At 37.4% G+C, this 14,122-nt stretch carries 10 protein-coding genes; 4 read left to right on the forward strand and 6 right to left on the reverse strand.

Annotated elements, in window-relative coordinates:
- Positions 1-28: 28 nt before the first annotated feature.
- Both ACYIB7_RS08125 and ACYIB7_RS08130 read right to left on the reverse strand, forming a co-directional pair.
- Positions 29-916: an aldose 1-epimerase family protein gene (locus ACYIB7_RS08125; protein ID WP_480336722.1), complete on the reverse strand. Its 888-nt coding sequence runs from the start codon at positions 914-916 to the stop codon at positions 29-31.
- Positions 917-1,014: 98 nt separating this feature from the next.
- Positions 1,015-1,803, reverse strand: coding sequence for a hypothetical protein (locus tag ACYIB7_RS08130; protein WP_103982469.1), 789 nt, complete (start codon positions 1,801-1,803; stop codon positions 1,015-1,017).
- An 83-nt stretch (positions 1,804-1,886) separates the two neighbouring features.
- Here ACYIB7_RS08130 and ACYIB7_RS08135 point away from each other — a divergent pair, with 83 nt between their 5' ends.
- From ACYIB7_RS08135 to ACYIB7_RS08150, 4 genes are read left to right on the forward strand one after another with little or no spacing between them, the layout of a single operon-like run.
- Positions 1,887-2,819 (forward strand): DUF362 domain-containing protein, encoded by a 933-nt coding sequence (locus ACYIB7_RS08135; protein ID WP_103982470.1) that lies wholly within the window; start codon positions 1,887-1,889, stop codon positions 2,817-2,819.
- Positions 2,820-2,822: 3 nt separating this feature from the next.
- Complete coding sequence (locus ACYIB7_RS08140) at positions 2,823-4,421, forward strand: 4Fe-4S dicluster domain-containing protein (RefSeq protein WP_480336723.1); 1,599 nt, start codon at positions 2,823-2,825, stop codon at positions 4,419-4,421.
- A gap of 36 nt (positions 4,422-4,457) precedes the next feature.
- Positions 4,458-5,588 (forward strand): tRNA guanosine(34) transglycosylase Tgt, encoded by a 1,131-nt coding sequence (gene tgt, locus ACYIB7_RS08145; RefSeq protein WP_103982472.1) that lies wholly within the window; start codon positions 4,458-4,460, stop codon positions 5,586-5,588.
- 3 nt (positions 5,589-5,591) lie between these two features.
- Positions 5,592-6,677 (forward strand): LptF/LptG family permease, encoded by a 1,086-nt coding sequence (locus ACYIB7_RS08150; protein ID WP_103982473.1) that lies wholly within the window; start codon positions 5,592-5,594, stop codon positions 6,675-6,677.
- Between the two features lie 21 nt (positions 6,678-6,698).
- On the opposite strand, the gene ACYIB7_RS08155 is transcribed toward ACYIB7_RS08150, so the two are convergent.
- From ACYIB7_RS08155 to ACYIB7_RS08170, 4 genes are all read right to left on the reverse strand, one after another.
- Entirely contained in the window at positions 6,699-7,709 is a 1,011-nt protein-coding gene (locus ACYIB7_RS08155) for a hypothetical protein (protein WP_480336724.1), read from the reverse strand.
- 203 nt (positions 7,710-7,912) lie between these two features.
- Positions 7,913-11,029: a beta-galactosidase, LacZ type gene (lacZ, locus tag ACYIB7_RS08160; RefSeq protein ID WP_103982475.1), complete on the reverse strand. Its 3,117-nt coding sequence runs from the start codon at positions 11,027-11,029 to the stop codon at positions 7,913-7,915.
- A 45-nt stretch (positions 11,030-11,074) separates the two neighbouring features.
- On the reverse strand, positions 11,075-11,962 hold the full coding sequence (locus tag ACYIB7_RS08165) for a serine O-acetyltransferase (protein ID WP_103982476.1): 888 nt from the start codon (positions 11,960-11,962) through the stop codon (positions 11,075-11,077).
- Positions 11,963-11,965: 3 nt separating this feature from the next.
- Positions 11,966-14,113: a Kelch repeat-containing protein gene (locus tag ACYIB7_RS08170; RefSeq protein WP_480336726.1), complete on the reverse strand. Its 2,148-nt coding sequence runs from the start codon at positions 14,111-14,113 to the stop codon at positions 11,966-11,968.
- Positions 14,114-14,122 lie beyond the last annotated feature (9 nt).

Consider the following 14,122-nt stretch of genomic DNA (forward strand, 5'->3'; position numbering starts at 1 on the left):
AGGTAGTCAAATATTCCGGAAGCAACCTTTACAATTTATCCTTTAATCCTATCTCTATCGTATAATGTGCATCAAATGTTGCTCCGGGCAATAGGTGTTGTATCCAATCTTTATCCTTATAATCACCGTTAAAATAAACCGAATCGCAACGCCCATACCATGGCTCGATACAGACAAACGGTGCATTTTTAGCCGGAGGAGACCATAATCCTACTACAGGCGTAGTAAAATGTAATGTCACGTATGGATTTCTGTCTTTATCCAACAATGCCACTTTTTTTAACTGGCTATCCTCAAATATCAAAGCATCATTATCAAATGTATGGATATCCAACGGTAGCAGCCCCTCTTGTAAAGCCAAAGAATACTTATCCGGTGAAACACAGCCTTTCTCTGATATAAGAATATACTCCACCCCTTCTTTTTTATCAAAAGAAAGATATCCTCTCTTTTCTTTTTCCGAATTAAAATCAGGATAATAAAATGCAGGATGTGCCCCTATCTGAAAATACATGTCCTTATGTCCGGTATTTTTCACCTTCCACAATACATCAATTTTATTTTCATGAAGCAAATAACCTATTTCCAATATAAACGGGAATGGATATAATTCCAAAGTTTCTTCATTACTTTCCAGTCCAAACCGAATTTCTGTGGCAGATTCAGAGAGCAACGTAAAATCTTTATCTCTGGCAAATCCGTGCTGGGAAAGCTTATACGTAATACCCTGATAACGGTATTCATTATTCCATAGGCTTCCCACTATCGGAAAAAGTACAGGAGAATGACGTTTCCAAAAAACGGGATCGGCTTGCCACAGGTATTCTTTTCCCGTTTTATTTGATACGATACTGGACAACTCCGCCCCACGTTCGGCAACCTGAATTGTAAGTAGTTCATCCGTTAATGTTTTCATATGTCTGTTTTTATCAATTTATAAAAAACAAATCGTCCCGATGATATTATAAAATGATCCCGATGTTTTTTTAAAATCATCCCGATCATTTTATAATATCACTCTTCTATCAATCCTTCCAGGTATAATTCGGGAGCCAAACCTTTACTTTGAAGGAAACTTGCCAAAGCACTGAATGACAAAATATCTCCGTCTTTGTTTAACAAAGAAATCCTTTTTATACAATTTACAGGAACAGGAATTGATATAAAAGGCGTCAATTTTCCTTCCACAAAACCATATTCAGCTTCTGAAGGATGGCGGAATAAAGCAACATTCCATTCCTTTTCTTCCATTTTTTCCGGCCTTTTTACTTCCATGCAGGCATTACAAAGCATAGAAAAGAAACGGGAGTCTGCCGTAAATCCCGTATGTTCTTCGTCAAAAAAGAACTTATCGTATTCTCTCTCTAATTGCTTGACAAAGGTCTGCAAAGACAGTTCTTCATCATATTTACAACGTATCAGATATAAATTTTCCAATAAACAATATTCGGCTAATGATTCATAGTCTAATGAAATTTTCAGGATAGGACTATCAGCCATCTGCAAGTATGGCGGTACCAAATCATTCTCATACATGGAAATAATATACATTTCCATCTCAGGGCCAACCAGCATTCGTCTATTTTCCCGAAAAAAAGGAATTGCTTGTTTACTATTATCCGGATGGATATTCATTTTTTGTTCATATAAACCGATTGCTCTACGAAGAAGCCCCAGACCATAATCCTCAAAAGAAAATGTATGCATCAGATTAACAGCAGAAAAAATAAGTTCTGTATCAGTCTTATTTCTGCTCCATCCATTTATAAACGATCTCAAAGGAATATATGTGTTTAAAATCATAGATCATTATTTTTTTGCACTCAAAGATAATCTATTATCAGATAATTACTACCTTTGTTCAAGTAATTCTAAACTATTAAGAGATGAAACGTCGCGATTTCCTAAAGACCAGTGTTATAGCAGGTACTGCATTTTCTTTAAACTTTGAAGGTTTACATGCTGCCCTTTCCACTAATACTATAACTGTAGAGCAAGTCCCTGATATGGTTGCCGTAATGGGAGGCGAACCGGAAGTGATGCTTGAAAAAGCATTAGATGTCCTGGGAGGAATCGGAAAGTATATAAAAAAAGGACAAAAGGTAGTTATAAAACCTAATATCGGTTGGGACAGGACACCCGAAATGGCAGGAAATACAAATCCTAAATTAGTAAAAGCTTTGGTGAAAAAATGCTTTGCTGCCGGAGCAGAAAAAGTGACAGTGTTTGACCATACATGCGACAACTGGCAAAAATGTTATGAAACAAGCGGTATCGCTGCTGCTGTTAAAGAAGCAGGAGGAATAATAATGCCGGGAAACGATGAAAAGTATTACAAAGAAGTAGCTATACCTAACGGGGTAAATTTAAAAAATGCTCAAATACATGAAGCACTGCTTGAAGCAGATGTATGGATTAATGTTCCTGTATTAAAAAATCATGGAGGTGCAAAAATGACGTGCGCCATGAAGAACTACATGGGTATTGTATGGGACCGGCGCTTTTTCCATCAAAATGATTTACAACAATGCATAGCAGACATCTGCACATGGCAAAAGAAACCGGTATTAAATATTGTAGATGCGTACCGCATCATGCATCAAAATGGCCCTCAAGGCAAAACTGCTGCCGATGTTGCCGTTTTGAAATCATTAATTGTATCTCCTAACATAGTAGCGGTTGATACTGCCGCTCTAAAATTGTTTAATCAGGTAAAACAACTCGATATGGCTGCCGTCAGTCATCTGGAAAAAGGTGAAAAACTAAAGTTAGGAACCACCAATCTGGATAAGGTAACCATTAAACGTATAAAAATATAAAGGATGAAACGAACTAATTACTTAAAAGGATTGCGGGTACTTCTCTCAATCCTCTTTTTCGTACCTATATTTCTGTTTTTTATTGATTTTGCAGGCATACTACCCGACAAAACAGGTAAATTATTACATATTCAGTTAATGCCTGCCATATTAAGCGGTATGGGAGGAATTGTTATATTACAGTTAATACTGGCCCTGATTTTCGGACGTATTTATTGTTCGACAATTTGCCCTGCCGGAATTTTACAAGATATCATCAATCGGATATATTGTATAGGCAAAAAGAAAAAAAACGGGGTTCGCAGGTTCAAATATCATAGACCGGCAAACGTTTTACGTTATACGCTACTTGCATTTACAATCGTTATGGGTGCATTGGGCATTATGGAACTTTGTTTACTGTTAGACCCATACAGTAACTTCGGACGTATAGCCACAAACTTATTCCGGCCTGTTATTATGTGGAGCAACAATCTTTTGGCTGATGTATTGATGAAGATGGATAACTATTCATTATACCATGTAACAATCAGCACTGTCACCACGGCCGGTTTAATATCTGCAATCATAGCACTATTCGTATTCATAATTATGGTTGTATTCCGGGGACGATTATTCTGTAACACATTATGTCCGATAGGAGCTTCTCTTAGTTTGGTATCCCGCTTCTCGTTGTTCAGCATCTCTTTCGACAAAAACGCTTGTACTCATTGTGGAAATTGCGAACACACTTGTAAAGCAGAAGCTATCAACAGTCAGGATTTAACGGTTGATACATCCCGCTGCGTAGATTGTTTCAACTGCGTTTCATCATGTGCCAAAGGAGGATTACAATATCGCTTCAGGTCTTTATTCAAAAAAGAAATAAACCAGACAGAAACAGCACAAACTCTTAATAGTGCTGAGGTTCAGACTAATAGTCGACGTACTTTTATCGCTACTGCTACTACTGTTGCTGCAAGTCTTCCTGTAATATCCGTTATAGCAAATGGAGTAAGAAAACGCAAGCGAAACAGAAATGGAGCATCTTGCGGAAAGGGACAAAAATGGCTGCCAGTTACTCCCCCCGGCTCACTTAGTTTGGAGCGGTTTAAAGATAAATGTACAGCTTGCCATATTTGCGTCGTGAAATGTCCCAGTCAAGTACTCCGTCCGGCAGGAACAGAATATGGTTTCGATTATATGCTGAAACCTCATTTAGCTTACATAAGCAGCTACTGTAATTATGAATGCACTGTATGTGCTGACGTATGCCCCGCACATGCAATACAACCTCTTACTAAAGAAGAAAAAGCAACTACTCAAGTAGGTATTGCTACCTTTTTTATTAACCGTTGTATTGTAAAAACGGAAGGTACAGACTGTGGTGCTTGCTCGGAGCACTGTCCGACCCAAGCAGTACACATGATTCCGTATAAAGGTACGTTGACTATACCTGATGTAAACCCTGATTTATGTATCGGTTGTGGCGGTTGTGAGTCCATCTGCCCGGTACGCCCGATGAGAGCTATTATTGTAAAGTCAAATACAGTACATAAATTTGTAGAAAAACCTAAAGAGGAAGAGGTAAAAAAGGTAGAAGTAGAAGACTTCGGATTCTGATAGAAAAACACTACCTTTGCCGACAAATTTTTCAGCATGAATTTCGAATTACAATACAACGATACAAAATCAAATGCAAGGGCAGGATTAATTACTACCGATCATGGTGTAATTGAGACGCCCATTTTTATGCCTGTCGGTACACAAGGAACAGTAAAAGGCGTACACATGACAGAATTAAAAGAAGACGTTAATGCACAAATCATTTTAGGAAACACATACCATCTTTATCTACGTCCCGGCATCCATATTCTGGAGCAAGCCGGCGGATTACATAAATTCAATAGCTGGGATCGTCCTATACTGACTGATAGCGGAGGCTTTCAGGTTTTTTCATTATCAGATAACCGTAAGTTGCATGAAGAAGGTGCAGAGTTTCGTTCACATATTGACGGATCCAGACACATGTTTAGTCCGGAAAAGGTAATGGATATACAACGCTCGATCGGCGCAGATATTATCATGGCTTTTGATGAATGCTGTCCGGGAGATGCCAATTACGAATATGCCAGAAAGTCCCTTGAATTAACCGAGCGCTGGCTGAATCGTTGTTTTGAACGCTTCAATAGTACAGATCCTAAATATGGTTATAGTCAATGCCTTTTCCCTATTGTACAAGGTTGTGTTTATACAGATTTACGTCGGCGTGCTGCCGAGAACATCGCCCAAAAAGGAGCTGATGGAAATGCTATTGGAGGACTAGCGGTAGGTGAACCTACAGAAAAAATGTATGAAATGATCGAAGTTGTAAATGAGATTTTGCCTAAAGACAAACCCCGTTACCTAATGGGAGTCGGAACTCCGGTCAACATACTGGAAGCCATTGAACGCGGAGTGGACATGTTTGACTGCATAATGCCTACCCGTAACGGGCGAAATGGACAAATCTTCACTCGCTTTGGTACATTGAATATGCGAAATAAGAAATGGGAGAACGATTTTTCTCCTATCGATCCGGATGCAAATTCATACGTTGATACGCTTTATTCAAGGGCATATTTACATCACCTGATAAAAGTAAACGAACTTTTAGGATTACAAATTGCTTCCATCCACAACCTTGCTTTTTATATTTGGCTGGTAAAAGAAGCCCGCAAACATATAATTTCAGGCGATTTTACGACATGGAAAAGTGGTATGGTACGTCAATTATCTAACAGACTATAAGATATGAAATATAAACTCAAGCGAATAGACTGGTATATTATCAAGCAATTCCTGGGAACATACATTTTCGCTATAGCCTTGATTATTTCAATCTCGGTAGTATTCGACATAAATGAAAAAATCGATAAATTCCTTAATCCGGACGTACCATTAAAGGCTATTATATTCGATTACTACATGAATTTCGTACCCTATTTTGCCAACTTATTCAGTCCTTTATTTACTTTTATTGCTGTAATTTTTTTCACTTCAAGGCTGGCCGACAAGTCTGAAATCATAGCTATGTTGGCTAGTGGTATGAGTTTTAGGCGCCTTATGGTCCCTTACGCCATCTCAGCAACAATCATTGCATTGGTTACATTTATCCTAAATGCATTTATTATTCCACCGGCCAATATTACCCGTATCGATTTTCAGAATAAATATATCAGAAACAAAAAAGAAGAATATGTCAGCCACATGCAATTGGAGGTAGAACCTGGTGTAATAGCCTATTTTGATCGTTATGACGGAAAATCAAATATGGGGTATCGTTTCTCATTGGAAAATTTTGATGATAAAAAATTAATATCCCGCTTAACAGCAAATTCGATTAAGTATGATTCTCTATATCAGTGGACAGTTATCGACTATATGATACGCGATTTTGACGGTATGCGCGAACATATTACACAAGGCACTCGCAAGGACACGACATTAACAATTGTTCCTTCCGATTTCCTCATATCTGTAAACGATTGCGAAACAATGACCAGCCCGGAATTAAATACTTATATTGAACGTCAAAAAAAGCGCGGTATCGGAAATATACAAACTTTCCAGATAGAGTATCATAAACGTTTTGCTACCATTATGGCAGCATTCATCCTGACAACTATTGGAGCATCTCTTTCTTCGCGAAAAATAAAAGGAGGAATGGGTATGAACATCGGTATTGGCCTTGCATTAAGTTTTTCATACATTCTATTTATGACCATTACATCCACTTTTGCTATTAATGGATATGTTAGTCCTATGGTAGCAGCTTGGATTCCTAATATCCTTTATACATTCATTGCTATTTACCTCTATCTTAAAGCACCGAGATAACCAGAATAAAGGAGTTTGGTTTTAGTCTGCCGGGATTATACAAGGAGTGGTAAATCCTAACCCGATCTCTATTGACTGTGCTGAGTTAATAGCACTATCAACAATAGGTAACAGAAATGCATATTGACTGTCTGCAGGTATTAATGTTTTAATCAATGGCCATACTTTTTGCACAAAATCTTTTGTAACATATAACCTGGCATTGTTTGCCTCTATCGTGGCATGAATAGGTAAAACATAAAAACTACCATTCAATTCCAGCAGTGACAGATAAGGAGTAATATCAATCTCAGACAATTTTGGTATCAAAGCAACAATAATATCTACAATATCCTTACGGGCAGCAATATATACTATACCGTCTTTTTCATACCATGTCAAAAGATTTACAAGTACAGGAGCTATTTCTGCAGGCGGAAGATCTATAGCATCCGATCCCGGCATTTTATACCCAACTACTAATTGTCCGTTTTCTCCAAATAAAACAGAGACCTTTTCTACTTTTTGTGCCAATAACTGGCCGACAACAGGTCCCATACTATTCAATAAATCATCCAAAGGTGTCCCTTTAACGGAAATGAACACATCAGCCGTTTTCCCATCTTGTATTGTCAGATCCCAATTACCAACAACAGAAGAGGTCATCTCGCGAACAATATCCAATTTCAATATACCTTTCAGAATATAACCGTTTACAGTAAGCTCACCAGTTGAAGTGGTAGCCATACCCTTTATTATAAAATCACCTGGAAAAGACGATGACTCCCCTCCTTTCATTAATATCGCAGATAATGTCACTTCATTTTCTCCGGGAAGTATATCGGTTAATACCAGATTTACTTTATCTGCAGATACAGCTTCCAACTTAACAGAACCAACAGAACCTATCAAAGACGTTCCCAAATCCAACTGGTTGCCTGTATATGTTTTAGAAATATCCTGCCATGTTACAGGCTTCTCATCATCACTACATGCTGTAATAAAATATAGCGAACATATTATGGTAAATAAATACAACAAACTTTTTTTCATATGTCTTTCAACTTAATCATATATTAAACTAGCCGTAAAGATAAATATTCCGGAAGTATCATCCTAATTCTTATAGCATTACTATACTGATCGTTGTTTCATGACATACAAACACTATCTTTTCGTTTTATTCAATAAAAAACGGGAAGTATAGAGGTTTTATGGACCTCTTACTCCCCGTCTGTTTTACAAATTCCAATTAATTATTTTCTCGCAGGACGTATAATATAGCTGTAACTATATTTATTATCCTGTAAACGATATTTATCCATAGGTTTAGCCCCCCAGCTATCATCACCTCCTAAACCTCGTTGTTGCATATCAATATTTACAGCAACTATATCGCGACGATCTATATCGGATATATGTTGTTGTTTTTTAGTCAGACCCGGATCAAAATCTTCATCTAAATTATGACGGACCGTAAAATTAAGTGGCTGACCTACGGCTTCAAGTTCAATACCATTTCCTTTATTATCGGTAAAAGTTACTACACGCAAACCTGTACGGTTACCATTTTCTTGCGGACGGATATATTCAAAGCCCATATCCTCTACCTTGTTATTGTAGCGCCCCACAAACATGGAACGTTGACGATCCCAATAGTTTTCTAACGGACCGCGTCCGTAATATGACACATTTTCGAACGTAACCGGTAGTTGCATCTTCATTCCAAAACGAGGAAGCTCCGGCATATCTTTTGTTCCCATATCTATAGCTCCAGTTACTTTTACAGCTCCGTCGTTCATAATAAGATAAGATAATGTGTAATCTACATCTATGTATCTTAATTTATATTTAGCTACTATTTCCACACCATTGGCATTTTGTTCCTTCACGTCGATATTTACCAAATTACGGTTATCACCGGCTGTACGCCATATATTAGTAATCAACTGCAGATTCTCTCCAAAATCGTTATCTGTCGGAGCACGCCAGAAATTAGGTACTGGAGCGGAAGTAATAAGTTCGTCATCTCCATTCTTATAACTGGATAGCAAACCATTCTTTAAATTTATAGAACCTTTGATTTCTTCGCTTTCAAAAGTTAATATATTATCAACTTTGTGAATCTTTAAATTTCCCTTAGAACTTGTTTCCTTTCCAAAATAGTTGCTATTAGGAAACATCAACTGTTCTGATGCAACAATGTGGCCAGAAGGAATTAATTCTGTACCTTCACGTTGCAGGGCTTTCAAGTTCAAAAAATATTCCTCGCCGGCTTTGGGTGTATAAGAAGGTAATGCGATCATTACGGGAACTGTACTACCTGGTTTTCCTGAGACTTCAAAAGTTCCTGTCGCAACAATTTTGTCATTTATTTGAAAAGACCATACATAATCATAATAACTTAAATCGGTGAACTGATAGTAATTAACCAACTTAATTTTACCTTTCTCCACTTCTATCGGTTCAAAGTAAATACCTTGATATGCTTTTTTTACTTCATATAACCCCGGATGCACAGTACGATCCGCACTAATAAGGCCGTTTGCACAGAAATTTTCCTGATTTACCCAGCGATCTCCACCGAAATCACCTCCATAATAGTAATATTTACGGCCATTTGGATCTGTAGTTTCCAAACCCTGATCAACCCAGTCCCAAATAAAACCACCTTGTAGTTTAGGAGATTTCAAAATAATATCCCAATATTCCTGGAAATTTCCAGTACTATTTCCCATTGCATGGGCATATTCACAAAGAATCCACGGGCGGTTTGTATCAGTACGATCTGCATACTGTTGAAGCTTATCGGGGGAAGTGTACATCCAGGCAATAATATCTGAATAAAGTTCACTTTCCGGAGCACGTTCGCATTGAACGGTACGCGTATGGTCACGCTCCTTCATCCAGTTATATGTTTCAATATAATTGGGACCAAAATCGCTCTCATTTCCGGTAGACCATCCTATTACACATGGATGATTTTTATCACGTTCAACCATACGTTGTGTCCTGTCCATATGCTGTCCTAACCAATCTTTACTGAAAGAAGGATGACGGGAAGTATCAAAACCGTCCAAACCATGTGCTTCAATATTAGCTTCATCTATAACATAAAGACCATACTTATCGCAAAGTTTGAACATGTCAGGACTTTGTGGATAATGACTCATCCGGATTGCATTCAAGTTGAACTGTTTCATAAGACGAATATCTTGTATGCGCGTTTCGTTTGTAAGAGTATGCCCTGTCTCCGGATTATGTTCATGAATATCCGTACCACGAATAATAATAGGAGTGCCATTAATATATACCTGGCTATTTTTCATCTCTATTTTGCGGAATCCCGTTTTAATAGCTGTAAGCTCTACAGTTTTTCCTGAAACATCTTTTAATGTAACGGTTACATCATACAAATTAGGAAACTCAGCACTCCATTGTTTCGGATTATTAATTACCTGGGAAATAGTAACCTTATTCTCTCCTTTTGCTGCTATCTGAGGTATTGATACATTCTTAATAAAAACATTTTTACCGGCTTCATCTGAAAGGGCAACTTCTACACTATAATTATCAGCAGGTTGTTCTGTAAAATTACGAATATTTACATCCATGCTGAAAACGCCGTTTTTATATGCTTTATCCAAATCTCCGATAACAAAAAAATCTTCGATAGAAATTTTGGGACGGGCTATCAAATAGACATCCCGCTCAATGCCTGCCAAACGCCAAAAGTCCTGATCTTCCAAATAAGAGGCATCACTCCATTTAAATACTTCCACAGCCAATTGATTCTCTCCTATTTTCAAGTATTTTGTAATATCAAATTCAGCAGCCGTTTTTGAAGCTTTGGAATAGCCTACTTTTTTACCATTTATCCATATGGTTGCAGCACCGGCAATTGATTCAAAGTGAAGAATAATTTCACGGTTATCCCAACCTTCAGGTAGTTTAAATGACGTGCGATACGATCCTATAGGTAAATCATCATTATCCAAATAAGGAGGATTTGTCGGAAATATATATGGGATATTCGTATAGACCGGAATCCCAAATCCTTGCAATTCCCAGTTTGAAGGGACTTGTATATTACTCCAGTGGTTATCATTATAATCTGTCCTATAAAAATCCATAGGGCGTTCAGAAGGTTTAGCACTAAATTTAAACCGCCATATTCCATTTAAAGATTGGACAAATGGAGTACAAAATTTATCACCGGTCATAGCTTCTTTTTTTTCTTCATAAGGAACAAACGTAGCCCGGGGCCTCTCCACGCCTTCATTTACTAATTTAGGATTTTCCCAAAAATTAGTTTGCGCTTGCATTGCTATAGTTAAAAGAAGCAGGCTGGAAATAATTGAAATTTTTTTCATGAAATGTTAGTATAGGTTATTAAATAGAAAGACAAATATTGTTTTTTATTCGTCTTTAATAGCTTTTGTTTGAAGAATTTTGGAGTTAGGTGGAACGCTATAGGTTAACCAAATATTACCTCCGATAATTGACCCCTGGCCTATTCTAATCCTTCCTAAAACAGAAGTATTCGAATATATTGTTACATGATCTTCTATAATCGGATGGCGGGGTACATCCATAGGCAAACCTTCGTCATCCAACGTGAAACTTTTTGCTCCCAATGTTACACCTTGATATAACCGGACATGGTTGCCAATAATAGCAGTTTGACCTACCACCACACCTGTACCATGGTCTATACTGAAATATTCACCTATCTGTGCGCCCGGATGAATATCAATCCCCGTATCGGAATGCGCCATTTCCGTAATAATTCGGGGTAAGACTGGTACTCCTAACCTTAGTAATTCATGCGCAACCCGCTGATAAAGTATTGCATGTACGGCGGGATAACAAAAAATGATCTCACTAATGCTCTTTGCAGCCGGATCCCCATCCAGAATAGCTTTAACATCAGTAGATAGAAGATACTTTATGTGAGGGATTTTATCAATAAAAGCTACCGCAATTTGTGATGCACGATCCTTAGAATCACAGCAGCGTTCAACTTCAAAACAGAGTCCGTTATATATCTGCTCCTGTAATAAATCATACACTTTTTCAAGATTCACCCCCATATAGTACTGGATAGAATCAACTTGTGCTTCCTGCTCGGTACCAAAAAAGCCGGGGAAAATAATAGTCCGTAACAAAGTCATTATTTCCCTGACGGAAGCTATGGAAGGTGAAGGTTTCTGATGTAACGGAATATATTTATATTCCGGTAAATCAAAAGCCGACAGATATTTTACATTGCTTTGTATGTGCTCTAAAGCCTCTATTCTTTTCATATATTAATTATCCCATGAGGGGTCATAACTTATGATTGACGAACCGGAAGTACCTTGTCCCAAATAAATAAGACCATCTAATGAATACATGCAATAAATATCTCTGTTACCTGACGGCAATTGAGATTTCAGGGTCCAGCTATTAGTGGTTATATCATATTTCCAAATATAGCCAACGTCATCTACTACGTAAATATTATTATCAAAAGCTACACCACAACGAACGTTTGCATTTATTGAATTTAACTCCTTCCATGTATTAGCCCCATCCGTTGATACATATAATTTCCTACTGTATGACGGGGTAACCCAATCTTTATTTCCCAGGCCAGCATATATTTTATCTCCTATAACAACAGCTATTCCACGACATTGTTTTTCGGGGAAAGTGCTCTTCTTTACCCATTTTTCTGCATTAGCTGGCTTAATAGACCATACTTCGTCTGTTATAGAACCGGAACGTATTCCACCAACAATAAAGACACTGTCTTTATACGCAAAGCCTGCAGACAGATATCTGGCATCGGGAGCATTCGTTTCATCATATGTTATTTGCTCCCAATAATTTGTAAATAAGGAGTACAGATATAAATCTTTTGTACTTACATTATCAGAACCTACACCACCAAAAGCAATCACTGCAGAACCTATATTAATAGCAGTTTGCCATTTTCTCTTAACAGGGAATGAATTTCGTTGTAACCATTCATTTTTATATGCCCGGTACTCCCAGAATTCATTTGTTGCTTCAGCTCCAATGTCACCACCCAGAATTAATCCGCTAGAGCCCATTGCTGTAACGGCCACAGCTCCTCCTATTTGGTTATTACCTTCAAAAACTTTTCTGGCAGAAAATATATCAGGAGTTGTATATGATGTTTCTTCTCCATACGTTATTACTCCATCTTTATTAATAGCATATGCTCTGATATAATATGTAGATCCTCCTTTCAAACCAGAAATTTCACCCTCATAAGAATTTTTACCTGAAGAAAGCTCCACCTTTGTATTTCCTACTTTATCATCTTTTGTCAATGAATAAGATATACCCGATTCTATAACATTCATTGCTCCTTCATCCAACACTGCTGCGGAGACTTTTAATGTTCCCCCAATATCCGTACGTGCTATTTCGACCGCTGATAAACGTGGCAAATCACTTTTTGTCCAGAAAGATATTTCATTACTGTAAGCTGTACCATAAGCATTTTTTGCATATGCCCGCATGTAATACATCTTATCTGATTTAAGTTTTGTTGCTTTACCAGTAAATTTACCTTTTCCGGCACCATTTATAGTGGTATCCCCATTCTCCAACATTGTTCCCGACACAAATCCCCAGCATAGCCCACGAACTGTTACAGCCGAATCTCCTTCATTGGAAACTTCCGCTTCAAAACTACCATCAGTAAATCCTATTGCAACCTCTTTGAGAGAAGTTACAACAGGCAACCCGTTAGTTGTCTTAAATGTCTGCGGCTCTCCTGCAAATATGCCGAATTCATTCTCTACATAAGCTTTAACAATATATATAGTAGATGTATCTAATTTAGTTATTTTACATACAAAAGAATCTGCATTCATTATTATCGGTATTACAGAGTCTTTAGTCGTTGGTGTAGTTAAATAAACCCCTCTATCTTTTATAATTCCTTCTCCATGATTTACGATCTTACCTCCACAAATAACGCTTTCTGCTTTTATACTATCACTTACTACAACTGTAGCAACAACACCTAAACCTTTTGTCGTATTAACAGTAATTTCTTTACCATAATTCGTCCCTTTTGCATTAATTGCATATGGACGTATATAATATAAAGTATTAGGTTTCAATTTATGGGCTATACCTTTAAACTTTCCCAATCCTTTACCACATACAGTAGTATCATTCTTCTCTATTGTAGGTTCCGATTCCAATCCCCAGCATACACCATATTTTTCGACAGGTAAACCGTTTCCACTAACAACCTCTGCATAAAAAGAAACAGTAGTTGCTAGCTTTTCAATAGTATGCTGATCATCAATGAGTGTATTAACTGTCGGAATCTTTGCATTCTTGACACCCGTTTCCATATCCGGATCTTCAATACAGCCTGACAATATATTAGTAATCAAAAAAAATGATATAATAGAATATAGATATTTCATCGTATTTAT

This window comes from Parabacteroides sp. KHUB-03 (assembly GCF_056640975.1).